Here is a 24211-nt window from a genome sequence, read left to right as displayed (position 1 = left end):
GGTAGGGGTCAGCTGGTGATCAGCCGTGCGGCCAACAGTACGAAGCCTGCGGCCAACCATGGCCGCCAGCGTGGCCCCAGCAGTGTGGCCGGTGCGCCGAGCAGCAGCAGAGCCAGCCACAGGCTATTGAGCAGGCAGAACAGCAGCCCGGGCAGGATCAAGCCGCTGATGCCGCTGCCGGGCGGCGCAAACGGTGGAAAGAACACGGCAAAGAACAGAATGGCTTTCGGGTTCAGCAGCGTCAGCAGCAGGCTGTGACCAAACGCGTGCCGGTTCGCCTTGGTAGTAACTGCAGTAGCGGGGGTGGTTTGCCACAGGGTAGCGGCCAGCCATAGCAGGTATAGCGCACCGGCCCAGCGCAGCAGGTGCTGGGCGGCAGGCCATTGTTGCAGCACACCGGCCAGGCCGGCAGCGACGGCAATGACCAGAATCAGGTCACCACACGCCAGGCCTGCAATGGCCAACCAGCCCGCGCGTCTGCCACCACGGGCACGTGCCGCCAGTACCGACAGCGTGCCGGCACCCGGGGTCAGGATCAGTGCGGCGCAGGCAAACAGGTAGGCAGGCCAGTCCATGACATTGCTCGCAGGGTGGGGTTCTGCGGATTGTAAGCTGATTCATAGCGCATGAAAAAAGCCACCCGTTTTCGGGTGGCTTTCGAGCGCGGGCCAGCCTTTACAGCCGGAAGTTGCTGACCAGCCGTTCTAGGTTGCCCGACAGCTCGCGCAGCTGCTCTACCTCGCTGCGCACCTCGCGTGCGATGTCGCTGTTGGTGTGCGCCATATTGCTGATGCGCTCCACGTTCTGCGCGATTTCGGTGGTGGCGCTGGATTGCTCGCGGGTAGACGAGGCGATGTCGCCGATGGACAGCACCAGTACCTGGCTCTTCTCCTGTACCGACTGCATGGCCTGGTTGGCCGCATGGGCGATGTCCACGCTGGTGGCTACCAGGTCACGGCTGCGTTGCACTTCGGCCACCGCATCACCGGTTTCGCTGCCAATGGCGCTGACGATGCGGCTGATCTGTACTGTTGCCTCGGCGGTGCGGCCGGCCAGGTTGCGCACCTCGTCCGCTACCACGGCAAAGCCGCGGCCCTGCTCGCCGGCGCGTGCTGCTTCGATGGCCGCGTTCAGTGCCAGCAAGTTGGTTTGATCGGCAATGTCCTTGATTACGTTGACGATGGTGTTCACCTCCTGCGAGCGCGCACCCAGCGCGCCCATGCGGTCGGCCAGCGCCTGCATGCTGCTGGTCATGCGGCGGATTTCGCCGGTGACCTGATCGACGGTGGCCACACTCTGCTCGGTCAACTGGCCGGTATCCTGCACGATCTTCTCGGCATCGCTGGCCGAGTTGGCGATGTGTTGCACGCTGACAGTGACTTCTTCCACGCCGGCGGCGGTGGCACTGGCGGCGTCGGATTGCTGCGCCGAGGCCTGTTCTACCTTGATGGCGCTATCGGCCAGCTGGCTTGCGCTGCGGCTGACGGCCAGGCTTTGCTCGCGCACGTCGATGAACATCTCGCGCAGGCTGTCGATGAAGCGGTTGAAGGCATCGGCGGTGCGGCCGATTTCATCACGGTTATTGACTTTGATGCGTACGGTGAGATCGCCCTTGCCGCTGGCCAGCTGTTCCATGGTGTTAGCCAGGTTGTTCAGCGGGCGGGTCAGCGCGCGTACCACGGCAGCCAGTACCAGCAGGATGATCACCAGTGCTACCACCCCGATGAGGATGGCCATATTGCGCTGGCTGACGGCCGACTCGGTAATGGCGGCGGTCGGAATGGCGACGCCGGCAGACCAGAACTGGCCGGTATTACCCACCTTGATCGGGTAGAAGAAGTGGGTAAAGCCACCATCTTCAAACACGAAGTCCTCGCCCTTGCGGATTTTGTCCTGGTAGTTGCTCAGTACGTCTTCCTTGGCCAGTTGTTTGCCTACCAGTGACGGGTCGGGGTTGACGACGTACATGCCGCCCTCGGACACCATGCGCACGTAGCCGGTTTCGTACAGTTTCACGCTGCCGTATTTTTGCTGCAGTGTGTCCAGTGCCAGATCGGCAGCGGCTACGCCAAGAAATTTGCCGCTACCGTCTTTGATGGCGACGGCCAGCGAGCTTTCCAGCACCTGTTTACCCTGTACTTCATAGAAAAACGGCTCGGTGATGCTGTCGCGGCCACGGGTTTTCGGTACGTAATAAAAGTCGCCCCAGCCGGGCTTGTCGTAGTCGGGCACGTACTCGGTGAGCTTGTCTTTCCATTCCGGAAACTTCTCTACCCGGTCTTTGGACATCATCACGTCCTGCGCGGCCTTACCATTGCCACCACGCGTCATGTACGGGCTGTAGCGGCCGGTGGGGTCGTGTCGCGGCCAGTCCAGACGGAATTCGTCGTCTTTGCCGTCCAGCGCGTTGGGTTCGTACAGCATCCACATGCCGATGATTTGCGGTTCGGCATCCAGCATGTTCAGGATGACATTATCGATCACCTTGCGGTCTACCATGCCGGCGCGTTGCATGCCGCCTACGGCGTCTGCCAAGTGCTTGGGCACGCTGAAGCCGTAGGCAAGATCGGCGGTCACCGCGTCGGCAAAGCGTCCGGCTTGCTCCGAGGCCAGTTTGTAGCCTTGATCTTCGGCTGACTGGTAGCTTTGGCGCGCAATCAGCGCAATCATGCTGCTGAAGCCGATAGCAATAGCCACCCCTGCTACTAGAATGATGCGATTGCCCAGATGACCCCATTGTTTCACTGATGCCATGGTGTAGTCCTGTTTTGGAGGTGGCGATGTACTAGCTTGTACGATAGAAGTTGCCACTCAGTATTTCTACGTATGTCTGGCGATAACCTTACTCGTTGAGTGGTCTATTGCAAAGCAAACATTTACGGTTTATGCAGTGTTTTATAGCATTTCCGATTAAAAACAACAGCAACAACCGTATGCCATTGTAGAGTTTTGTCTGTTGTGATATTCGGTATTGGCGCCTTGACCTATCTGCTTCGATAATGAAGGTCTGACAGTTAGGCTACAGCAAGCCGCTCGCCGTGGCTGTTGCCACGGTCTGCGCTGCCATCCGTAATGTCAGCCCCCACCCACCACCCGCTGTAAGCAAATGTAATGATCAAGTGTATTGACGTCTCTGACCTCAAGGTTGGCATGTTTGTGCATGACCTGAACTGCGACTGGGCCTCGCACCCGTTTTTCCGCAAGCGTTTCCTGCTGAAGAGCGACGAGGAGATTGCCAGGATCGTCGAGGCCGGTATCCACGAGGTGTACATCGATACCCAGAAGGGGTTGGACGTACGTCACGCGCGTACCGAACAGGAGGTACAGCAGACGCTGCAGCAGGAAATGCTGGAGATTGCCAGCAAGGAGCCGCCTCCGGTAATCGCGGTATCGTTTGCCGACGAGATGGGGCGCGCTGCCCGCATCAAGAACCAGGCACAGACGCTGGTGAAGACGGTGATGCAGGACGTGCGGCTGGGCAAGGCGGTGGAGCTGGAGCAGGTGGACCCGATGATCGAGTCCATTACCGAATCGGTACTGCGTAACGGCGGTGCGCTGACCACGCTGCTGCGCATCAAGAACAAGGACGATTACACCTTCCTGCATTCGGTGAGCGTCGGCACGCTGATGATTGCGTTCTGCCGCTCGGTGGGCATGGACCGCGAGGCCATTCGTCAGGCTGGCCTGGGCGGTTTGCTGCACGATACCGGCAAGGCACTGGTGCCGGATGACATCCTCAACAAGCCTGGCCGGCTAACCGACGAAGAATTCGACATCATCCGCCGCCACCCCGGCGATGGTCACGCCATCTTGCAAAAAACGCCGGGCATAGGCGACATCCCGCTGGATATCACGCTGCATCACCACGAGCGGGTGGACGGCAGTGGCTACCCGTACAAGTTGCCGGGCGAGCAGATCAGTACCATGGCCAAGATGGCTGCCATTGTCGACGTGTACGACGCCATTACTGCCGACCGTTGCTACCACAAGGGCATGTCGGCTACCGATGCCCTGCGCAAGCTGTACGAGTGGTCGAAGTACCATTTCGACCCCAAGCTGGTGCAGGCTTTCATGCGCTGCGTCGGTATCTACCCGGTAGGCACGCTGGTGTTGCTGGAGTCTGGAAAGCTGGGGGTGGTGGTGGAGCAGAACGACGGCAATCTGCTGCAGCCGAAGGTGAAAACCTTCTTCAGCACCCGCAGCGGGGTGTATGTGACGCCCGAGGTGGTCGATCTGTCACGTCCGCTGGGTTTTGGCGGCGGCGACAAGATCGTCAGCCATGAAGATCCGGCAAAGTGGCAGGTCAACCCGCTGCGCTTTCTGTAGCGCAGCCGCCCGGACAGCACACAAGACGAAGCGGCCAACCCTGTTGAGGCGTTGGCCGCTTTGCTTTTGCGGTGAGGTGTTTACAACCGCACCAGTTCGCGGTCGTTACCGCCGCGGCGTTTGGCGCGATACATCGCGCTATCTGCCTGGCTGAGAATGTCACGTGGCATCACGCTGCCACTGTTGAACAGGGTAATGCCTACCGACGCCCCTACGCTATTGGGGGCGCTTAGTCCTTCCACTTCTGCGGCGAGTGCCGCGATGATCTTGCTGGCCACGGCGCGGGCGCCGCTTTCATTGGTGTTTTCCAGTAGCACGGCAAATTCGTCACCACCGACACGGATCAGCAGATCGCTGGTACGGACTACGCCACGCAGCCGGTTGGCAATGGACGATAGTACGCGATCGCCGATAGCGTGGCCGTGTACGTCGTTGATGACCTTGAAGCGATCCAGATCCAGAAACAGCAAACCGCATAGCCGGGTGCTGCTGTCCTTGGCCAAGCTGTCCAGTTTCAGTTCCAGATAGCGGCGATTTGCCAAGCCGGTCAACGAGTCGCGGTGTGCCAGTTCGGTCAGATGCCCCTGTAACAACTGCAGGCGTTGCGCTTCCAGACGGCGGGCGGTTACGTCATGGTGGGTTTCCAGCAAGGCATCCAGTTCGCCCTGTGGCGTAAACAAGGGCGCCAGTGTGATTTCGTAGTAACGCTGTTGCCCGAAGCTGTCGGTACAGCTTTGTTCCAGTGTCATCGGCTGGCGCCGCTCCAGCACTTGCTGTCGCGGGCAAGGCGCGTCGCTGTGGCACGGCTCGCTATAACCGTGGATGTACTGGTGACAGGGAGCGTTCTGCGGGTCGCCGTACTGACGGCGTGCTTCTGCATTCGCGTATTCTACGGTGTGATCGGGGCGAAACAGCATGACGGGATGCGGCAGCAAATCGAGAATCTGTTGCAGGCGGCTGGCATCCGCTGTCATCGGGTTGGCAGACGTATTCGGTGAAGAGTCAGGAGGCGTCATGTCCGCTCAAGTAGCTGTACACAAAAAGAAATAGGTTAACAGCTGCTTGAAATCGTCATGACTCAGCTTTGAAGCCAAATGGCAATTTAAAATCATATGGTTTTAAATATTTTTTCATTTCGATAAATTGTATGGCGCCAAAACTCAGCCTTTTGTCATTTATGCAACAACGCCAGCGCGCAGCTGTCCTGCCCCAGTGTATGGCGGCCATGGCTGCTCAGCCCAGTGCGCGGCTGCCGTCGGCCGGGTACTTGCGGGCGTTCTTCTGCAGCTTGTCGGCCACGGCGGCGTTGAGGTCCACGCCTGTCACATCGGCCAGTCGCACCAGGTACATCAGCACGTCGGCCAGCTCTTCCTGCAAGTGGGTGTACTCGGCCGGGTTGGCTGCAAGGTTGGCGGCCTCGGCGTCGGTCTTCCACTGGAAGATCTCGGCCAGCTCGCCCACTTCGCCGGTCAGCGCCAGCATCAGGTTGCGCGGGGTGTGAAACGGTTGCCAGTGGCGGGCGGCGGCAAATTCGCGCTGGGCGGCCAGCAGGCCGTCTACGTTCACAAGGTGGGTCATGCGGGGTCCTTTGTCGGGCGGGTACAAGGCAACACGCCCTGCACAGGCAGGGCGTGTCGGTATCGGGCAAGTTGGCCGCTTACAGCAGGCCTTCTTCCTTCATCGCCTGCTGTACTGCCGGGCGGGCAAAGATGCGGGCGCTGAACGCCTGCAGCGCCGGCCAGGCGTCCAGGGTGCGGCCAACGTATTTGGTCCACGACAGGCACACGAACAGGTAGCCGTCGGCCACGGTGTAGCTGTCGCCCAGCAGGTAGTCCTGCTGGCCCAGTGTGGCGTTGAGCGCGTCAAAGCGGGTGCTCAGGCGCTGCCAGGCAGCCTCTTTGACGGCATCGTCCTGGCTGTAGAACATCGGCGAGAAGCCCTTGTGTACTTCGGTGGAAATGAAGTTCAGCGCTTCTTGCAGGCGGTAGCGTGCCAGCGTGCCGTTGGCCGGGGCCAGGTTTTTTTCCGGCGCCTGGTCGGCAATGTACTGCACCAGCGCCGGGCCTTCGGTGAGGATCTCGCCGTTGTCCAGCTGCAGCGCCGGTACGTAGCCCTTGCTGTTGATGGCGCGGAAGTCGGCGCCGCTTTCGGTGAGGCGCGGCTCGGCGCGCAGGTTCACTTTTTCGAACTGGTACGGCAGGCCGCTCTCGGCCAGGGCAATGTGCGGGGACAGCGAGCAGGCACCGGGGGAGTAGAACAGTTTCATCTTGTATCCTCAACGAAGGGGGCCGTATTGCCCACCCGACCGGGCGGGCAATGGACTAGGGCAGGCCCTAACCCATCATGGTGATGGCCACGGCCGATTTCAAGCCTCGTCCATTTCTACGTGGCGCAGGTCGTGGTACTCGTGTTCGGCCAGGCCCTGCTTCCAGTAGCCCACCAGCCGGGTGCGGGCGCGGCTGCTGCGGCCGGCGGCGATGAAGCGCTCACGGATGGCCTTCACCACGCCGGACTCGGCCGCCGCCCACAGGTAGGCGTCTTGCCACTGGCTGGCCGGCAGCGCGTCCAGTGCCGGCAGCAAGGCGTCTACGGCGTCGGCCACCACCCATTGCACGCTGACGCCGGCCGGGTGCTGCAGCGCGATGATTTCGTCGGCCGCCGGCACCGCCAGCAGCGCGTGGCCGCTGGTGTCGGCGGGCAGGCTTTCCAGCAGCGCGCTGGCGGCGGGCAGCGCGCACAGGTCGGCCAGCAGCAGCACTTGCCGTTCGCCGGCCAGGTCCAGCGGTGCACGCGGGCCCATCACCGCCAGCGGGTCGCCGGGCTGGGCGTGGCGCGCCCACAGCGAGGCGGCGCCGTCTGGCTCGTGCAGCAGGAAGTCGATGTCCAGCTCCAGCGCGTCGCGGCGGAAGTGGCGCACGGTGTAGGCGCGCGAGGCGCGGCCGCCATCGGGCAGCGGGAAGTACAGCTTGATGTTGGGGCCGTTTTCCACGTGGAACACGGCAAGCTCCGGGCAGCTCACCGTGATGCGGCGCATGCGCGGGGTGAGCTGGGTGGCGCGCACTACGCGGGTGTCGAAGTGGTACAGGCGGTCGGTGGGGCGGCTCATGGCGGGCTCCTGGTGCGTTTTTGGCAGGGTGGTTCAGGCGAGGACGCCGTCGATCAGTACATTGAGGCGGCCGCGCGAGCAGGCTTCGACGCGGCTTTGCACGCCGTAGACGCTGGCCAGCGTGGCCGGGGTAATCACCTCGGCAGGTTGGCCGCAGGCCAGCACGGCGCCGTGTTTCAGTAATAGCGCACGGTGGCAGTGGTGCAGCGCGATGTTGAGGTCGTGCAGCACCACCAGCGTCACCATGCGGCGGCGGCGGGTTTCCTCGGCCACCAGCTGCATCACGTGGCACTGGTGGTTGAGGTCCAGCGCCGACAAAGGTTCGTCCAGCAGCAGCACGTCGGGCTGGCGGATCAGCGCCTGCGCCAGGCCCACCAGCTGCTTCTGGCCGCCGGATAGCTCGTCCAGGTAGCGCATGCCCAGCTCGGCAATGCCCAGCCGCGTCAGCAGGGTGTCGATGTCGGCGGCGGCGTGGCGGCTGGCCAGCCCCAGGCCGGTGGCGTTGGCCGCCACCATCACCGATTCCACCACCCGCAGGTGCAGCGCCGGCGGCAGGCTTTGCGGCAGGTACACCACGTGGCGGGCGCGCGCTTCCAGCGGCAGCGCCCCCAGCGCCTTGCCATCCAGCGTTACGCTGCCGTGCAGCGGCAAGAGGCCGGCCAGCGTTTTCAGCAGCGTGGACTTGCCACAGCCATTGGGGCCGAGCACCGCGGCCACTTCGCCGCGCGGCAGCGGCGGGCAGCTGATGTCGCTCAGGATCTGGCGGCGGCCGTAGCTGGCGGCCACGCCTTGCAGTAACAGGCCGTCGTTCATGCGCGTTCTCCGTGGCGGAACACCACCGATACGAAAAAGGGAATGCCCACCAGCGCGGTGACCACGCCCACCGGGATGATGATGCCGGGCAGCAGGTTTTTCGACGCCAGCGACGCCCACGACAGCACCGCGCCGCCGATCAGCATCGACGCCGGCAGGTAAAAGCGGTGATCTTCGCCGAACAGGCGGCGGGCGATGTGCGGGGCGATCAGGCCGATAAAGCCGATGGTGCCGGCAAAGGCCACCGCCAGGCCGGTGAGCAGGCTGACGCGCAGCAGGCTGGCCAGGCGCAGGCGGCGCACGTCGATGCCGAAACTCTGCGCCCGGTCTTCGCCCAGCCGCAGCGCGGTCAGGCGCCAGGCGCTACGCAGCGACAGCGGCAGCACCAGCAGCAGCGCGGCGGCCACCAGGCCCAGTACCGGCCAGTTGGCGCGCGACAGGCTGCCCATGGTCCAGAACACCATGCTTTGCAGCGCCTCCGGGCTGGCCACGAACTGCAGCAGCGATACCAGCGCATTGAAGCTGAACAGCATGGCAATGCCCAACAGCACCACGCCGTTGCCGGACAGCCGCGCGCGGCGCGCCACCGCGTCCAGCAGCAGCGCGCTGCCCATGGCAAACACGAAGGCGTTGGCCGACACCATCCACGGCCCGCTGACGCCGGGCAGGCTGGCCTGCAGCACGATGGCCAGCGACGCGCCCAGCGCCGCCGCCTGGTCCAGCCCCAGCGTGAACGGGCTGGCCAGCGGGTTGTGCAGTACGGTCTGCGTTTCGGCGCCGGCCAGGCCCAGCGCCATGCCCACCAGCACCGCCATCAGCGCGTACGGCAGGCGGATGTCCCACACGATGATGTGATTGGTCACGTCGCCTTGCTGCCACAGCGCCTGCCACAGCTCGCCCAGGCTTAGCGCGGCCGGCCCCAGCGTAAAGTCGGCCAGCAGCGACAGCACGATGACGCCGGCCCAGAGTGCCAGCCACAGCAGGCGCTGCCACTGCAGCGCCTGGTAGGCCGGTGCGTGCCCGGCCAGGCTTGCCTGCCCTGCCCTCATCGGCTGCCCACCCAGTAGGTGCCGGCCGGGGTGAAGGCGGCAAAGCGCTGGTGCATGTCCTGCCAGCTGCGCGCCGGGTCTACGTCCTTGAACTGCGCCGGGTGCAGCCACTTGGCCATCGCCTCGGCCAGGATGATGTGCTGCGGCATGATGTAGAACATGTGCCAGCCGGCAAAGGTGTTGCCGTTACGCGCGGCAGGCAGGCCCTTGAGCTGTTCGCGCTGGCCCATGGCGGCCAGCGACGCCAGCGCATCGGCACGGCTGACCGCGGCGCCGAACTTCACGCCAGTCTTGTCGCCGGGGCCGGCGGCACCGGAGGCAAAGTAATGCGTGGGCTTCTGTACCAGCACGTGTTCGGGGTTCACCTGGCCCAGCGGCGCGTCCAGCAGTGCGCTGCCCAGGTTGCGGCCGCCGGCCAGGGTGATCAGCTCGCCAAAGCTGCCTTTGCCGGCGGTAGTCAGTTCTTCGATGGTGCCGGCGCGCACGTCGGCAAACACCAGCGGGCGCTGCGCGGCTGGTACTGCTGCCAGGCGGCGCTGGATGGTGTTGCGCTTGTCTTCATAGAAGCGGATGAAGCTTTCTGCCTGCTGGCTGCGCCCCAGCGCCTTGCCCATCAGGCGCAGGCTGGGCACGGTGTGCTCCAGCGGTTTGTCGCGAAAATCGACAAAAATCACCGCCACGCCAGCCTGGGTGAGCTGCTGCACGATAGGGTTGTCCAGGCCCGGCCCGTGGCCGGAGGTGCTGAAAATGGCCAGATCCGGGCGCAGGGTCAGCACTTTTTCCGGGCTGATGCTGGCTTCGCTGGTTTTGCCGATCAGCGGGATCTTGTCGATCTCGGGAAAGTGCTGGCGGTACTCGGCGTAGCCTTGCGGGTCCAGCATGCGGAAGTCGCCCTGCCAGCCGGCAATGCGCGCCAGCGGCTTTTTGCCTTCCAGCAGCGAGTAGGCATAAAACAGCCGCCCTTCGCCCAGCAGCACCCGCTCGACTTTGTCCGGCACGTTGACGCTGCGGCCGGCGATGTCTTTGACCACCACGGCGGCGGCGTGCTGGCTGGCCAGCACGGCCAGCAGGGAAAGCCCAAGGCGGGCGGGGCGGGGTAAGGAGGCGATCATGGCTCGTTCCTGAGAATGATTTGCAACAAAGCGGCAGTATTTCACTGCCGCCAGGGGGGAGCGTTTGCGAAACGCGCAATCTGCTTTGTGCTGGCGGCAAGTTGTGCGGCCAACCTTGCCGTGCTGGCCAAGGTTGGCCGCAGCGCTTACCAGCGGTAGGCCAGCGACGCCTTCATGGCGCGGCCAAAGCCCGGCGCGCAGAAGGTGCCGTCGCACAGCGTCAGGTACTGCTGGTCAAACACGTTGCTGACGTTCAGCGCGGCACGCCAGCTGCGGTTTTCCCATGCCAGCATGGCGTCGGTCAGCGTGTAGGCGTCGTTGTGGCTGGCGCCGCCACCTTGCGACGCGGCGGCGTGGCGCACGCCAACGGCGGTGCTGAGGCCTTGCAGCGCGCCGGCAAAGCGGTATTTGGCCCACAGTGCTGCTTGCCAGTCGGGCACCATTTCCACGCGGCGGCCCACTTCATTGGCCTTGTTGCTGCGGGTAATGGCGGTATCGGTATGGCTTAGCGCGGCCAGCACGTCCCACTGCCGCGCCAGGCGCAGGCTGGCTTCCAGCTCCACGCCACGGGCGCGCACCTGGCCGGTCTGCACGTTGCCGCTGAACGGGGCCGGCGCGGTGGTGGTGACGTTGTCGCGTACCAGTTCGTACACGCTCGCTGCCAGCGTGGTGTCGCTGTCTTCCGGTTGGTAGCGCACGCCGGCTTCCCACTGCTCGCCCTGCTCCGGTTTCATGCGCTGGCCGTAGGCGTCGTTGCCGCTGATGGCCTGGAACGAGGTGCTGTAGCTGAGGTACGGCGCCAGGCCGTTGGCAGCCAGGTACACCACGCCCAGGCGGCCGGTGGTGGCGCTGCTGTGGTCGGTGGTGGTGAGCTTGGCGACCAGCTGCTCGTTGGTGTCACGCACCTTGTCGTGGCGCAGGCCGGCGGTGAACGCCCAGCGCTCGCCCAGCTTGATCTGGTCTTGCAGGTAGAAACCCAGCTGGCGCGAGGTGTCCTTGTCGTCCCACAGCAGCGGCAGGCTTTGCCAGGCCGGTACGGTGAATGCCGGCTTGAAGATGTCTACCGGGTTGGCCGCACCACGATAGGTGGGGTGGCGGAAGGTGCTGCGGCGCCAGTCCACGCCGGCCAGCAGCGTGTGCTGCACGTCGCCGTGCTGCAGCCGGCTTTCCAGCTGGGTGTCGGCGGCCAGCGAGGTTTCCTGGTTCAGGCGGTACCAGGCGCGGCGGCTGAGGGTGCGGCCGTCGGCGGCCAGCGCCAGCGGGCGGACCTCGCGCCGGGTGTTGTCGCCGTCCAGGTAGCGCACGTTCTGGCGCAGCATCAGCGCCGGGCTGAAGACGTGGCTGAACTGGTAGCCCAGCATGCTGCCTTTCTTGTCGTGCAGCGTGTCCGGGCCTTGCAGGTTGGTGCTGGCGTCCGGCTGGCCGAGGGCGCCGGGGTTGACCAGCTGGTTGGGCACGGCCCAGCCGTTTTCGTCGTGCTGGTACTGCGCTTGCAGCAGCAGGCTGGTGGCGTCGCTGGGTTGCCAGCTCAGTGCCGCCGCCAGGTAGCGGCGGTTGTCGGGCAGGTATTGCCACTGGGTATCGCTGTCGCGGCCCAGCGCGGTGACGCGGTAGCGCAGCGTGCCGGCGTCGTCCAGTTGGCCGCCGATGTCTGCGGCCAGCTGGCGGTGGCCGTCGCTGCCGCCTTCCACCACCACTTCGTTCTGCATGCCGGCGCGCGGCTGCTTGCTCACCATGTTCACCATGCCGCCGGGGGTGGCGCGGCCGTACAGCACCGAGGCCGGGCCGCGTACCACTTCCACCCGCTCCAGGCCGTATGGCTCGCTGCGGCTGATGAAGGCGTTGTGGTACAGGCGCAGGCCGTCGCGGTACAGGCCGTCTTTGGAGATGCCAAAGCCGCGCAGGATCACATCGTCGTCGGTGAGTGCGGTGGGGTAGACCGCCACGCCGGGGGTGTAGCTCACCGCCTCGGCCACGGTGGCGGCGCGCTGGTCTTGCAGCTGCAGTGCGTTCACTACGCTGACCGCCTGCGGCACTTCTACCAGCGGGGTGCGGGTCTTGCTGCCGCTGCGGGCGGCGCGGTTCTGGTAGCTGGCCGGCAGGCCGGGGTTGGCCGCCGTGTCGGCGGTCACCTGCACTGTGGGCAGCGTGGTGGCGGTTTGCGCGGCGCGCGCGGCGGGCAGCACGGTGACGGTATTGCCGTCCACGCGCAGTTGCAGCCCGCTGCCGGCCAGCAGCTGTTGCAGGGCGGCCTGCCAGCTCATCTGGCCTTTCAGCGCCGGGGCTTGCTTGCCGGCCAGCAGGCTGCTGTCCACGATCAGGGTGATGCCGGCCTGGCGGGCCAGTTGTTGCAGGCTGTTGGCCAGCGGTTGACGGGCTTGGTCCAGTTGCAGGTCGGCGGCGTGTGTGCTGGCGAAGGCGGCGGCCAGCGCGGCCGCCAGCAGGGTGTGGCGAGGGGTCATGCGTGTGCTCCGTTCAGGGTGGGGCACCTGATGGCGGCGGCTACAGGTGGCTGTCCTGTGTCTGACGTTTGGCCTGCGCATTTCCCTGATGTGTCGCCGGCAATTTTTTTAACGGCGCGGGCGCAGTACGGTGGCGCTGTCGGTGTCGGTTACCACCACGGGCAGTACTTGCGGCAGGCGCTGCAGGAAGGCGGACAGGTCGCGCAGCTGCACCACGGCGGTAAGGCGCAGCGAGGCGTTGCCTTCCACCCGCAGCGGTTTGCGGCGGTACGGCGTTAGCGTGGCGGCCACTTGCTGCAGGCTGGCGTTGTGGAAGGCCAGCGTGCCCTGCGCCCACAGGAAGGGGTCTACCGCCGGCGCCGGTGTGCGCTCGGCCCCGGCCGGCCCCAGCGTCAGGTAGTCGCCGGCTTGCAGCACGGCCAGGTTGTCGCCGGCGTGGCGGCCAACCTGCACCCGGCCGCTGGCCACCGCCACGTGCAGCTGCTGGCCGTCCAGCTGCACGGCGAAGCGGGTGCCCAGCACGGTGACCTGGCCTAGCGGGGTGCTGACTACAAACGGCCGCGCGCTGTCGCGCTGCACGTCGAACAACGCTTGGCCGGCGTCCAGTTGCACGTGGCGCATGGCGGCCAGGTAGCGCACGCTGGCACGGCTGGCGGCGCTCACGGTGAGCACGCTGCCGTCGGGCAGCGTTTGCCGCAGCGGCGCCTGCTGGCTGGCGAGCCGGGTTTGCCACTGCGGCTGCGCCTCGCGCCAGGCCCACAGGCGCCAGCCGGCCACGCCCAGCAGCAAGCTGGCGGCGCTGCCCTTCAGCAACTGGCGGCGTTGCTGGCGGCGGGTTTCGGCGGCACGGGCCAGCTGCTGCAGGGTGTCGTGCCGATCCAGCCCGTGCCACAGGCTGTCGAACTGGCGGTATTCGTGGCCGTGGCGCGGGTCGGCCAGCAGCCAGGCTTCGAAGCGGGTACGCAGGCTGTCGTCGTCGGGGCGGTCTTGCAGGCGCAGGAACCAGCGCGCCGCTTCTTCGCGCAGCCGGCTCATGCGCCCTGCTCTTGCAGCGCGCGCAGGTCCAGCATGGCGCGGATCAGGTGGCGTTCCACCATATTGAGGCTGATGCCCAGCGCGGCGGCGACGTGCGGCTGGCTGTCGCCTTCCACCCGTACGCGCCAGAACACCTCGCGGCAGCGCGGCGGCAGGGTGTCGATCACTTGCTGTAGCAGCGCCAGGCGCTGGCGCAGCGCGGCCAGATCGGCGGTATCGGGGGCGACGGGGAGCCGTTGTTCGTCGGGCTCGGCTTCGAACACGTAGTGCTGATCGCGCCGCAGCTGGTCGCTGAGCACGCTTTGCGCCACGCGGCGCAGGTAGGCCTGCGGCTCGGCCACCTGGCTGCGGTGCTGCAACAGCGCGTAGCGCAGCAAGGCGTCGTGCAGCACGTCTTTGGCGCGTTGCGGGCAGCCGCATTGGCGGCGCAGCGCCGACAGCAGCTCGGCGTAAGCCCAGCGCAGGTCAATGCCGAACCAGTGTAGTGACGGGGTGGCAGGCGGGAGCAAGGCGGCAGTCATCACAACACGCTTAACTATTGATAATGGTTATCAATAGTAATGTATCGGCTGTGTAGCTGTCATGCGTGTTGTTGGCAACATCTGCCGTGGCTGGCGCAAGTGTTGGCATGCCACGTTAAAAAGCACGGGCATGCCGCACACCCTGCTCAGTGCTGGTCGTCTGACGGTTTGCGGCCGAACAGCACGCGCGGGGCGTTGCCGTGGCCGGTTTGCGAACGCGGCGGGCGCGCCGGTTTCGGGGTTTTCAGCTGGATGTACAGCGCTTCCACTTCGGCGCGTGCCCACGGGGTGCGGCGCAGGAAGGTAAGGCTGGACTTGATGCTGGGGTCGCTGTTGAAGCAGCGGATTTTCACCAGACGGCCCAGTTGCGGCCAACCGTAGTGCGCCACCAGTTCGTTCAGCAGTGCTTCCAGGGTAACGCCTTGCAGCGGGTCTTTGCGGGCGGGGGTGTCGCTCATCCGTTGCTCCTGCGGCCGTGGTTGGGGTTCTTGGTGTAGGCGCAGTAGCCGGGGCGCGGGCCTACCTTGGGGTGGTTGCGGCAGGTGTTGGGCCGTTGTTCGTAGATGGTGCACAGCCGCGTTTTCTGGTCCAGGTACATGCAGTCGCCGTTGGCGCGGCGGCTGAGGGTGAATACCTCGTACTTGAAGTTGAAGTGCTGGATGACGCGCTGTTTTTCCAGACGTTTGGCGATGTTCTTCACCGGCTCTTGCAGTTCGAACTCGTCCACGATGCCCATGCGCACCAGGTCGGGCAGCTTCACTTCCACCGGCATGCTGCAACAGGACGCCATGCAGTCGCTGCACAGCCCGTTCTTGTATTTCACCCAGGTATCCAGGCGCTCGATATCCGCCACAACTCACCCTTAACGTATTGAATCCACAAAACTTTCCGCCGCTTTGGCGAAGGGTGCGCATTCTACGGGCTGGGCCTGGGGGTGGCAAGGGGGCAGAAAGCCCTGGTTATTATCAGGGATAAACACTATCCATTATGATATATTCTTATGTGCTTTTATTTTTTACATACATATTTATTTGTGCTTGAGCGTGCTGGGTAATAGTGCGCCAGCCAAGAGCGTGACAACACGGCGTCATGTTCTGCTGTCGATATCTTCCAAGGTGGTGCAATGAAAATTGTTTCAAAACTGATCGTGGCTTTTGTCTGTAGTGCCGTGGTGGTGGTGGTAGTGGGACTAGCCGGTGTCAGCAAGCTGAATCAGGCTGATCAGCGCTTCAATGCGTTTACCAGCAATATCCTGCCCAGTGTAGAGCTGCTGGCCCAGACCCAGAACCAGACCTGGGCAGCACGCAACGAGGTGTGGAAGCACTTGGCCCAGCCCGACGCAGCCGGCAAGCTGGCTTCGGAGCAGATCATCAGCAAGCGTCTGGATGAAGTGGAGAAGTCGTTGCGGGCTTACGAACCCATGGTGGTGGATGCCGAAGACAAGCGTCTGCTGGATCAGTCAAAGCAGCGCTTGCGCGAATACCGTGAAGGTTTGCCCGAGACCCTGGCCCTGTCGCGCCAGGGTGATCAAGCCGGGGCCGTTCAACGCACGTTACAAGGCCGAGGTAACCGGCTGGTTGCCGCCATGGACGAGCACGTACTGTATAACCGCAAGCTGGCTGAACAGCTGCAGCAAGCCAACCATGATGCCGCCCGCGCCGCCTTGATCCAGCTGGCGCTGGTACTGGCGGTGGTGCTTGTGGCGATGGCAGCCGGCGGCACCCTGCTGTGCCGCGCCATTTCGCAGGGCTTGCGCCAGATGCAGCAGGCCATGACCGTGATCAGCAGCGACCTGGATTTCACCCGCCGCGTAGCGGTAATGCAGCAGGACGAGATCGGTGTGACCACTACGGCCTTCAATGCCTTGCTGGACAGGCTGCAGCACAGTTTGCAAGACATGAAGCGCGGCATTGTAGAGGTCACGTCCACCGTACAGCAGCTACAACTTGCTTCTGGCCGCGTGGCAGAAAGCTCGGTACAGCAAAGTAACGCCTCGGCCCATATGGCGGCGGCGATAGAACAGATGACCGTAAGCCTTAGCCATGTGGCAGACCGTGCGCACAAGGCGCATAGCCTGTCTGCCGAAGGTGCCGGCCAAGCCAGTCTGGGGCAGCAGGCTATCGGGCAGGTGGTAGCCGATATCGGAGAGATTGCCAGGACGGTAACGGATACGGCACATGAGATCGGCCAGCTGGCCGAGCGTAGCCAGAGCATCGAGTCGGTAGTGAATGTGATCCGCGAGGTGGCCGAGCAAACCAACCTGCTGGCGCTGAATGCTGCCATCGAGGCTGCACGTGCTGGCGAAAGCGGCCGTGGCTTTGCAGTGGTGGCTGACGAGGTGCGCAAGCTGGCCGAACGCACGGCGGCGTCTACCCAGGAAATCGGCAAGATCATTACGGCTATCCAGCAGGTAACGGGCAATGTGGTTAGCCGTATGGAACAAGCGGTAGGCCAGGTGACGAGTGGTCAGCAAGGTGTCAGCGCTGCGCAGCAGAATATCGCGCAGCTGCTGGCCGGCGCGCAGGCTAGTGCCAGCGTGGTGCAAGAGATCTCCGCGGCCATTCGTGAACAAAGCATGGCCACCAGCAGCATTGCGCAGCAAGTGGAAACCGTGGCACAGGGTGCCGAGGCAAACAGCAGTGCGGCGGCGCATGCGGCCAATATGGCTACGACGCTGGAGCAGGTGGCGGCCAGCATGCAGCAGGAAGTACGCGCCTACCGGGTGTAAACGGGGGCAACAAAAAAGCCGGCACGGGATGCCGGCTTTTTTGTGCGCGTGGTCTAGGGCTGGGGGCCGTCGGCAATCAGCCGCTTGCCCAGGCTGACTGCTTCGTCCTGCGCGTAGCCCAGCTGGTGGTGGAAGGCCAGTACGGCGGTATTGCTGCTGCGTACCTGCAGGTTGAGCTTGGGGCTGCCGCGCGCCAGCAAGGCGGCTTCGATATGCGCCATCAGCGCCCGGCCGTAGCCCAGGCCCTGTGCGCCGGGCTGTACGGCCAGGTAGTTTACCCAGCCCTGGTGGCCGTCGTAGCTGGCCATCCATCTTTCAAGCCTGCTCAGTCGTCGCGCGTCAGCACGCTCAGTAGCTCGATCTCGAACAGCAGGTTGCTGTTGGGCGGGATCATGTCGCCCACCTGGCGCTCGCCGTAGGCCAGTGCTGCCGGTACCCACAGCTTGCGTTTGCCGCCCACGCGCATGCCGGCCAGGCCGAGGATCCAGCCCTGGATCACGCGCTTGTTGCTGAGAATGCACTCGAACGGCTGGCCCTTGCGGTGCGAGCTGTCGAACTCGGTGCCGTCTTCCAGCCAGCCGGTGTAGTGCGCGGTGATCAGGGCGCCGCGCTCGGCAGCCTTGCCCTCGCCCACGATGATGTCTTCGATGGTTACGCTGTCGCTCATGGCAGCCTCCCGCTAAGTAAAGGCGGCATTTTAGGCGCAGTTGGCCGCGCTTTCACCTGCCGCCGCCGTGTTCGCCGCGCGCCTCGCGTTCGAACGGGTTGTCCAGATAGGGGCGCTTGCCCCGCAGCCACAGCCACAGGCTGGCCGCCGGGTAGGCCAGCAGCATCAGCCCGCCCCAGCGCTCGTACTGCCGTACGTGGACATGTTCGTGTTGCCGCCACTGGGCCAGCACGGCGGGGCTGACGCCCAGCACCACGTGGCCCAGCGTGATGGCACAAAACGGCAGCCGGGCCAGGTGGCGCCACGGCGGTGCCGCTACCTCCAGCACCCCGGCGCAGCGTTGCGCACGGCCACCGGCCAACCATAAGGGCAACGCCAGCAGCAGGCCGACGGCGCTGGCCGGCGCGGCCCACAGGTAGCGCAGCGGGTGGCGCATGCTCAGTAGCGTTCCACCGCTACCAGCCGTGGCGGCGGGCTGTAGTCTTCCGGCCACCAGTCGTCGATGCGCCAAATGAGGCCGTCTTTCAGCGTGAAAAAAGCGATGCCGGTCAGCGTGTGCGGTTCCACGTGGAACGCGGTGGTGGTGACGGCGCTGTCGCCGTCGGCGATCAGCCGGGTGACGGTGACCGTCCAGTCGCCCGGGTAGGTGGCGTAAAAGGCCACAAAGGCGTCGATGCCGCGAATCAGCTCGCGGGTTTGCGGCACGCGGTATTCGATGTCCGGGTGCAGTGTGCCGGCAAACGCCGGCCAGTCGCGGGCATTGGCCAGCGCCCAGTGGCGGGTAATCAGGTCGTGGATGTGACGCATCTGTGCTCCGTGAAAGCTTGGCCGCCGCGGGCGGCGTCTGCCCTAATCGACAATAAACAGCGTGGCGCCCAGCGGGGTGGACGAGCGGTGCGGCTCGGCGTTGTCGGCCACCTGATAGCTGGTGCCCGGCGTCAGCACGAAGCGGCGGCCGTCGGCCAGCTCGGTATGCAGCTCGCCGCTGAGGCACAGCAGGATGTGGCCCTTGTGGCACCAGTGGTCGGCCAGGTAGCCGGGGCTGTACTCCACCATGCGTACGCGGACGGTGCCGAACTGGCAGGTACGCCACCAGGCGGTGCCGCTGTCGCCGGGGTGTTCGGTGCGCGGGATGGCGGCCCAGTCGGTGGTGCCAAACGGAATGTCGTTCAGTTGCATGTGGGCTCCTGGCTGGCTTGTGCGGCGTGGTTTTCGCGCAGGTGGAAGATGTTGCCTTCCGGGTCGTGGCCGTTGCACACGGTAAAGCCCGGCCCCTGGTAGCGTTCGCGGTACAGCGCACCGCCCTGGGCGGCGATCAGCTGGGCGGCGTCGGCCAGGCTGGGCACGGTAAAGAACAGCTTGATCGCTTGTTCGCTACGCGGCTGTGGCGGGGTATCGATGTGCACGTTGGCCGCAAGGTGCGGCGGTATCGCGTGCACGATCAGCTGGAAATCGGCGTTGGCCAGCACCTGGTGTTCGGCGTCGCCGTGCAGCAGCTGCATGCCGAGCAGCTGCTGGTAGAAGGCGGCCAACCTGGTGAGGTGGCGGGCGTAAATCAAGGCGCCAGCGCGGGCGGGACCGGTCATGGCAAGCTCCTGTCATGGGCAAGACGCTACCTTACGCCTGCGCGCCGGCTTTGTCGCGGCGAGTGTCCTGCCGGTCAGGTTCAGGCCGCCACGCTGCCGGCGGTGGGCAGCGGCAGCCGGTAACCCAGCGGCGCGTCGAGGTCGAACAGCCACACCGCCAGCATCAACAGCAGCAGCACGAGCAGCATTTGCAGCGGCCAGCGCGTGGCCGGGTCGCGCCACAGGCGTCGCCATAGCTTGCGCATCACGGCACCGGCTTCAGCGCTGGCAGGCCGGCCAGCCAGCGGGCGGGCAAGCGCGGCAGCAAGGCGCTGCGGCAGCGTTGCCAGAAGGCGGACAAGGTGAGCAGGCCGCCGCCGATCAGCAAGCCGGCTACGGCAAAGCCGGCGCCTTCCAGCCCGGCGGTCTGCAGCAGCTGGCTGAAGGCGTACAGCACGTAGGCCAGCGCCGACACCATCAGCGCGCGGCGGTCGATGGCCAGCGACAGCACGGCAAACAGCGCGTACAGCGCCAGCACGACGACCAGTGCCGGCAAGCTGGCACTGCCTTGCAGGATGCCCAGCATGTCGAAGAACGGGTGCACCAGCAGCGGTGCGGCCAACAGGTGCAGCCAGAACGCCACGTCCGACTGCCGCTGCTGGCGCGCCGGGTCCTGGCGGTCCCAGTGCATGGCCAGCACGAAGCAGACGCTGCCACCGGCCAGCAGCAACGCGTTGGTGTAGGCGTCCAGCGCCGGCCACAGCGCCAGCAACAAGGCGATGACCATGCCCAGCGCGGCAGCGGCGCCGGCGGCCACCGTCAGCGGCACCCGGAAGCGGCGCCAGTGCAGCCAGGCTGCCACGCCGGCGGCGCTGCTGGCGGCCAGCAGTACCAGCTCGTCCTGGCGCGATTGTTCGCCCAGTGCGATCAGCGTGGCGACGGCGCAGGCACCGACAAAGGCGGCCAGCAGCGCGATGGCCGGCAGCGCCATGCGCCGTTGCCGCACGAAAAACTCGGCCAGCCCCCAGGCGCTGGCGGCCACGCCGACCGCGCCCAGCAGCGGTGCCACGCTACCGGCCAGCCACGCCACCGAGCCCAGCAACAACACGCAGGCAATCACCACAAAGATATCGTTGAAGCCGGACAGTAGCCGGAAGTGTTCCTCGTCGGCCAGCAGCGTGTGCTGGCGCTGCGCCACCAGCGTGCGAAACGCTTGCGCGGTGTCGGCGTCGAAAATGCCGGCATCGACGGCGGCGTTGAGGTCATCATCGCTATACATGGCTGCCTCCTGAGGGCATGAGCATGCGGCCATTATTTTCCCGGCATGTCCGGGTGGCAAGTGCTAGGGCAGCACGCCGGCCAGCTCCAGCAGAATGGTCAGGCTTACCAGGCCAAACAGCACGCCGCTGGCCAGGTTCACCAGCCGCTGGCTGCCGGCCAAGCGTGCCTGCACTCGCTGTGACGACAGGCACCACGCCAGCGCGCCGAACCACAGCAGTGACAGCACGAACAGCTCGCCGGCCAGCAGCGTGCGGGCGGCCAGGCCCACCTGCGGCGACACCATGGCCGCCAGCAGGCCGACAAAGTACAGCAGCGCCTTGGGGTTCAGCAGATTGGTGGCCAGCCCCTGGCGTATGCCCTGCCCCACGCTGCCGTGTGCACTGCCGCTTACCAGCTTGGCCGCGTTAGCCGGCAGGCGGGCGGCGCGCAGCGCGCCCAGCGCCAGCCAGCCCAGGTACAGCGCGCCCAGCAGCTTCAGCAGCGCAAACAGGCCCGGTGCGGCGGCCAGCAACACGCTGATACCGGTCAGGCTGAGCAGGCTATGCAGCAGGATGGCCAGCGCAATGCCCAGCGCCGCACCCAGCGCCAGCGGGCGGTGGTGGCTGCTGCGCAGCACCAGCGCAAAATCGGGGCCGGGGCTGGCCAGCATCACCACGTGCAGCAGGCCCAGGGTAAGAAACAGTTCGGTCGGCATGGCAAGGCTCCGTATCGATAGACAAGGCGGCCAGTGTGGCGTGCCGGCAGGCGGCGTGGCTTGTAAACGATTGCAGGCGGCGCATGTACGGTTTTGTGGCAACAGGGTTACCAGCCGGACATGGTGTGGATAAATGCGGCTGCCACACTGGCTATCGTCAGCTGTTGCCGGAACACGTCATGAAGGCCGTCTCTCCCCTGCTTTGCCTGCTGCTTGCCGCCTGCGCCACGCCGCTGCCGCCGCCCGCCGTCACCGGGCCGACAGTGAGCGTGATGCCGGGCAAGAAAACCACCTTCGAACAGTTTTTGCTGGACGACCAGCGCTGCCGACGTCACGCGGCCAGCCTGGATACGGGGAATAGTGCAGACGAAGTGGCGGCCAACAGCGTGCTCGCCGGTGTTGCCACCGGGGCAGCAGCTGGCGCCTTGCTGGGCGGTAACAGCCACGCCGCCGCCCAGGGTGCCGGCATCGGCTTGCTGGCGGGGGTATTGGGCGGCCAGCAGTCGGCGCAGGCCACGCAGGCGCAGCGCCAGTACCGCTACAACCTGGCTTACCAGCAGTGCATGGTGGCCAAGGGCCACACCGCCGAAACCGCGTCCAGTGCCGCCTGGCGCAGCGGCCAGCCACCGGCCTGGCATACCGAACGCGAACCGGCCTGGGTGCTGGTGCCGGCCTGGCCCGGCGGCCCGGGCCACCCGCCGCACTGATCGCGGCGCTGCCATAAAACCACCCCCCTGCCGGCACGCTGGCAGGGGGTATTGCTTTGCTATGCCGCGGGTGGCCTGCTCAGCGCAGCATCTGCTGGCGGAACTGCGCCGGCGTCAGCCCGTAGGCCTGACGAAAACCGTGGTGGAAATGGCTCTGGTCGAAAAAGCCCACTGCCAGCGCCACGTCGCTGATGCCCTGCCCGTCCGCCAGCAGCTTCTTGCCCTGCTCCAATCGCAAGCGTTTCAGCCAGGCGTACGGCGTGATGCCGGTGCGCTGCTTGAACTGGCGCAGGAAGGCAAAACGCGTCAGTCCCACCACCTGCCCCAGGTCTTCCAGCGTGTGGCGCGCGTCCAGCGTGGCCATCAGGTAGTCGCGTAGCACGCGCAGCTGCGGGTCGCCCAGCGCGTGGCTGTGCCCCGGCAAGGCGAACAGGGTGGCCAGCAGCCGCAGCGTTTCTTCTTCCACTTGCAGCGGGTCGCTGTGCGGCTGTTCCAGCCAGGCGTGCAGGCGGGCAAAGCCGGCGTACAGGTCGGGCCGCGCCAGCAAGGGGCTGGCAAAGAAACGGCCGTCGGCCTGCGGCAACAGTGCGGCCAACTGTGCCGGCGGCAGCGAGAACACGCGCACTTCGTAACCTTCCGGCAGCAGGCTCAGGCCGTCGTGCACTTCGTCCGGATTCACCGTGGACAGCGTGCCGGCCACCAGCGCGTGGCTGCTGCCCTTGTGGATGAAGCGCTGGCCGCCGTACTGCACCAGGCCGATGTGGTAGTCCAGATGCACGTGGCGGCCGTAGCTGAAGTCCAGGTGGCGCGCGCGGCACAGCTCCACGCCGGGTAACAGCGGGGTTTGCCAGTAGCGGATGGTGGAGGCGGCGCTCATGCCTTACTGATAGCGCAAATGGCCGCCGCGCGCTTGTAGATTATTGCGGCTACGCCGCAGGCCGTCGCTCAGCTTACCTGCGCCTACGTGAGCGGACTGTATTGCACCGTTGAGGGTGAGGGAATGGCCTTCGACTACGTACGCCGCGTGGTTTACAGCGCCGGAATCATCAGCAGGGAACGCACCAGGTCTTGCTGGCGGCGCTCGCCGGTTTTGTCCAGTACCTGGCGCAGCTGGCTGCGCACGGTGTTGACCGACACACAGTTGGCCGCCGCGTAGTCATCCAGCGAGCTGCCGCCGGCCAATGCATGCGCCAGCCGCGCTTCGGCCGGGCTGAGGTCGAACAGCTCGCGCAGCTGGCTGGCCGGCGCCACCCGGTGCTGGCGGCTGTCGTTAAGGATCAACAGGTAGCGGGTGCGCTGCGTGAGCAGGGTGTCGTCCGGTAGCCAGCCGACATGGCGGCTGACCGGCAGCAGCAGGCAGTGCAGGCTGCCTTGCGGCAAGGGCTGGCGAAAGCTGGCCGCCCGGCCATGCGATTGGCACTGTTGCAGCAGGGTGTACAAGCGACCGTGGCGTCGCAGGCCGCCTGGCTGCACGTCGGCCGGTAGCAGGGCAAGCAGGGTCTCGGCACGCCGGTTGGCGTAATGCAGGCTGCCGTCTTCGCCCAGGCCGGTCACGCCGTATTGCAGGTGGTCCAGCGCTTGCAGGCCGATGGCAGCCTGTTCGCGCAACGACAAGGTGTGGTCACGTAGCTGCAGCATCTGTACGAAATGCGGCAATAGTTGGCGTACGACGGCCATCTTGTCGTGATCGAACGGTTCACGCCCGTGAAAGTGGTGGAACGCCAGGTGACCGTTCTTGCCGGCATCGCGTTGCACGCAACCGCCACTGACGTATCGGCCGCCGTTGGGGATGAGCCAGTCCTGGAAGAACTCGCTACGCGAGACGTAGCCGGAATCAAAGAACTCGGAGCAGCGGAAGCTCTCGCCCACGCTGTGTTGCTGCAGCACGGTTTTGCGCGGGTCCAGTATCGAATAGTGATCACGGTAGCTTTGCGCGGCGGGCAGGAAGGCATCGTTGCTGTAAATCTGGAAGAACATGTGGCGCTGGTCGTGGCTGTTCACCACCAGGTGGATGAGGTCCACTTGCAGCGCCTGCTCCAGTCGCTGCAGCACAGCGGGCAAGGCGGCAGGCGTGACGATGCTGGCATAAAGCTCGGCAATCAGCGGTGCTAACTGGGTTTGGTCGAGTTTTTTCATGGCAGCGAC

At 65.3% G+C, this 24211-nt stretch carries 28 protein-coding genes; 3 read left to right on the top strand and 25 right to left on the bottom strand.

Annotation, left to right across the window (positions count from 1 at the left end):
• Positions 1–8: 8 nt before the first annotated feature.
• Both ACK4FZ_RS10825 and ACK4FZ_RS10820 read right to left on the bottom strand, forming a co-directional pair.
• Positions 9–575, bottom strand: coding sequence for a LysE family translocator (locus ACK4FZ_RS10825; protein ID WP_409820735.1), 567 nt, complete (start codon positions 573–575; stop codon positions 9–11).
• Positions 576–675: 100 nt separating this feature from the next.
• Positions 676–2754: a methyl-accepting chemotaxis protein gene (locus ACK4FZ_RS10820; protein WP_409820733.1), complete on the bottom strand. Its 2079-nt coding sequence runs from the start codon at positions 2752–2754 to the stop codon at positions 676–678.
• A gap of 357 nt (positions 2755–3111) precedes the next feature.
• On the opposite strand from ACK4FZ_RS10820, the gene ACK4FZ_RS10815 reads away from it, so the two are divergent.
• Entirely contained in the window at positions 3112–4326 is a 1215-nt protein-coding gene (locus ACK4FZ_RS10815; RefSeq protein WP_409820730.1) for an HD-GYP domain-containing protein, read from the top strand.
• Between the two features lie 80 nt (positions 4327–4406).
• Here ACK4FZ_RS10815 and ACK4FZ_RS10810 read toward each other — a convergent pair whose 3' ends face one another.
• The 12 genes from ACK4FZ_RS10810 to ACK4FZ_RS10755 form a co-directional block, all read right to left on the bottom strand.
• Positions 4407–5342, bottom strand: a complete 936-nt coding sequence (locus ACK4FZ_RS10810; RefSeq protein ID WP_409820729.1) for a diguanylate cyclase domain-containing protein — start codon at positions 5340–5342, stop codon at positions 4407–4409.
• Positions 5343–5559: 217 nt separating this feature from the next.
• Positions 5560–5904, bottom strand: coding sequence for a nucleotide pyrophosphohydrolase (locus tag ACK4FZ_RS10805; protein ID WP_409820727.1), 345 nt, complete (start codon positions 5902–5904; stop codon positions 5560–5562).
• Positions 5905–5983: 79 nt separating this feature from the next.
• A complete protein-coding gene (gstA, locus tag ACK4FZ_RS10800) occupies positions 5984–6592 on the bottom strand; it encodes a glutathione transferase GstA (RefSeq protein WP_409820725.1) in 609 nt (202 codons plus the stop codon).
• A gap of 99 nt (positions 6593–6691) precedes the next feature.
• Positions 6692–7432 carry a siderophore-interacting protein gene (locus ACK4FZ_RS10795; protein ID WP_409820723.1) on the bottom strand — a complete coding sequence of 247 codons (741 nt, stop codon included), beginning with the start codon at positions 7430–7432 and terminating at the stop codon, positions 6692–6694.
• A 33-nt stretch (positions 7433–7465) separates the two neighbouring features.
• Entirely contained in the window at positions 7466–8245 is a 780-nt protein-coding gene (locus ACK4FZ_RS10790; protein ID WP_409820721.1) for an ABC transporter ATP-binding protein, read from the bottom strand.
• Positions 8242–9294, bottom strand: coding sequence for a FecCD family ABC transporter permease (locus tag ACK4FZ_RS10785; RefSeq protein WP_144370598.1), 1053 nt, complete (start codon positions 9292–9294; stop codon positions 8242–8244). Before ACK4FZ_RS10785 ends, ACK4FZ_RS10790 begins: the two co-directional genes overlap by 4 nt.
• Positions 9291–10406 carry an ABC transporter substrate-binding protein gene (locus tag ACK4FZ_RS10780; protein ID WP_409820719.1) on the bottom strand — a complete coding sequence of 372 codons (1116 nt, stop codon included), beginning with the start codon at positions 10404–10406 and terminating at the stop codon, positions 9291–9293. The genes ACK4FZ_RS10785 and ACK4FZ_RS10780 overlap by 4 nt, the downstream gene beginning before the upstream one ends.
• Before the next feature lie 146 nt (positions 10407–10552).
• On the bottom strand, positions 10553–12868 hold the full coding sequence (locus tag ACK4FZ_RS10775) for a TonB-dependent siderophore receptor (RefSeq protein ID WP_409820717.1): 2316 nt from the start codon (positions 12866–12868) through the stop codon (positions 10553–10555).
• Between the two features lie 108 nt (positions 12869–12976).
• Positions 12977–13903: a FecR family protein gene (locus tag ACK4FZ_RS10770; protein WP_409820715.1), complete on the bottom strand. Its 927-nt coding sequence runs from the start codon at positions 13901–13903 to the stop codon at positions 12977–12979.
• The gene (locus ACK4FZ_RS10765) at positions 13900–14424 is read right to left on the bottom strand and encodes an RNA polymerase sigma factor (protein ID WP_409820713.1); all 525 of its coding nucleotides are present in this window, start codon (positions 14422–14424) and stop codon (positions 13900–13902) included. The genes ACK4FZ_RS10770 and ACK4FZ_RS10765 overlap by 4 nt, the downstream gene beginning before the upstream one ends.
• A 146-nt stretch (positions 14425–14570) precedes the next feature.
• Positions 14571–14882 carry a VF530 family DNA-binding protein gene (locus tag ACK4FZ_RS10760; RefSeq protein WP_409820711.1) on the bottom strand — a complete coding sequence of 104 codons (312 nt, stop codon included), beginning with the start codon at positions 14880–14882 and terminating at the stop codon, positions 14571–14573.
• Positions 14879–15214 (bottom strand): YkgJ family cysteine cluster protein, encoded by a 336-nt coding sequence (locus ACK4FZ_RS10755; protein ID WP_409820845.1) that lies wholly within the window; start codon positions 15212–15214, stop codon positions 14879–14881. The genes ACK4FZ_RS10760 and ACK4FZ_RS10755 overlap by 4 nt, the downstream gene beginning before the upstream one ends.
• A gap of 333 nt (positions 15215–15547) precedes the next feature.
• Here ACK4FZ_RS10755 and ACK4FZ_RS10750 point away from each other — a divergent pair, with 333 nt between their 5' ends.
• Positions 15548–17152 carry a methyl-accepting chemotaxis protein gene (locus tag ACK4FZ_RS10750; protein WP_409820708.1) on the top strand — a complete coding sequence of 535 codons (1605 nt, stop codon included), beginning with the start codon at positions 15548–15550 and terminating at the stop codon, positions 17150–17152.
• Positions 17153–17205: 53 nt separating this feature from the next.
• Here ACK4FZ_RS10750 and ACK4FZ_RS10745 read toward each other — a convergent pair whose 3' ends face one another.
• The 9 genes from ACK4FZ_RS10745 to ACK4FZ_RS10705 form a co-directional block, all read right to left on the bottom strand.
• A complete protein-coding gene (locus tag ACK4FZ_RS10745) occupies positions 17206–17460 on the bottom strand; it encodes a GNAT family N-acetyltransferase (RefSeq protein ID WP_409820705.1) in 255 nt (84 codons plus the stop codon).
• A gap of 17 nt (positions 17461–17477) precedes the next feature.
• Positions 17478–17819, bottom strand: a complete 342-nt coding sequence (locus ACK4FZ_RS10740; protein ID WP_409820703.1) for an FKBP-type peptidyl-prolyl cis-trans isomerase — start codon at positions 17817–17819, stop codon at positions 17478–17480.
• 52 nt (positions 17820–17871) lie between these two features.
• On the bottom strand, positions 17872–18255 hold the full coding sequence (locus tag ACK4FZ_RS10735; protein WP_409820700.1) for a hypothetical protein: 384 nt from the start codon (positions 18253–18255) through the stop codon (positions 17872–17874).
• 2 nt (positions 18256–18257) lie between these two features.
• A complete protein-coding gene (locus ACK4FZ_RS10730; RefSeq protein WP_409820697.1) occupies positions 18258–18626 on the bottom strand; it encodes a nuclear transport factor 2 family protein in 369 nt (122 codons plus the stop codon).
• Between the two features lie 42 nt (positions 18627–18668).
• Positions 18669–18998 carry a DHCW motif cupin fold protein gene (locus ACK4FZ_RS10725; protein WP_409820695.1) on the bottom strand — a complete coding sequence of 110 codons (330 nt, stop codon included), beginning with the start codon at positions 18996–18998 and terminating at the stop codon, positions 18669–18671.
• Complete coding sequence (locus ACK4FZ_RS10720) at positions 18989–19405, bottom strand: VOC family protein (protein ID WP_144370614.1); 417 nt, start codon at positions 19403–19405, stop codon at positions 18989–18991. Before ACK4FZ_RS10720 ends, ACK4FZ_RS10725 begins: the two co-directional genes overlap by 10 nt.
• An 80-nt stretch (positions 19406–19485) precedes the next feature.
• Complete coding sequence (locus ACK4FZ_RS10715) at positions 19486–19650, bottom strand: hypothetical protein (protein WP_409820693.1); 165 nt, start codon at positions 19648–19650, stop codon at positions 19486–19488.
• A complete protein-coding gene (locus ACK4FZ_RS10710; RefSeq protein WP_144370615.1) occupies positions 19650–20663 on the bottom strand; it encodes a hypothetical protein in 1014 nt (337 codons plus the stop codon). The genes ACK4FZ_RS10715 and ACK4FZ_RS10710 overlap by 1 nt, the downstream gene beginning before the upstream one ends.
• Before the next feature lie 63 nt (positions 20664–20726).
• Positions 20727–21359 carry a LysE family transporter gene (locus ACK4FZ_RS10705; RefSeq protein ID WP_409820691.1) on the bottom strand — a complete coding sequence of 211 codons (633 nt, stop codon included), beginning with the start codon at positions 21357–21359 and terminating at the stop codon, positions 20727–20729.
• Between the two features lie 179 nt (positions 21360–21538).
• Between ACK4FZ_RS10705 and ACK4FZ_RS10700 the strand changes: the two genes are divergently transcribed.
• Positions 21539–22066 carry a glycine zipper family protein gene (locus ACK4FZ_RS10700; RefSeq protein ID WP_409820689.1) on the top strand — a complete coding sequence of 176 codons (528 nt, stop codon included), beginning with the start codon at positions 21539–21541 and terminating at the stop codon, positions 22064–22066.
• 79 nt (positions 22067–22145) lie between these two features.
• Here the strand turns inward: ACK4FZ_RS10700 and ACK4FZ_RS10695 are convergent, their stop codons facing one another.
• Complete coding sequence (locus ACK4FZ_RS10695; RefSeq protein WP_409820686.1) at positions 22146–22943, bottom strand: AraC family transcriptional regulator; 798 nt, start codon at positions 22941–22943, stop codon at positions 22146–22148.
• Between the two features lie 152 nt (positions 22944–23095).
• Positions 23096–24202 (bottom strand): helix-turn-helix transcriptional regulator, encoded by a 1107-nt coding sequence (locus ACK4FZ_RS10690; RefSeq protein WP_409820684.1) that lies wholly within the window; start codon positions 24200–24202, stop codon positions 23096–23098.
• Positions 24203–24211 lie beyond the last annotated feature (9 nt).

The organism is Vogesella sp., from assembly GCF_046297735.1.
GTDB lineage: Bacteria > Pseudomonadota > Gammaproteobacteria > Burkholderiales > Chromobacteriaceae > Vogesella > Vogesella urethralis.
The sequence above is the reverse complement of the archived record's forward strand: the minus strand, read 5'-3'. Positions and strand labels throughout refer to the sequence as shown.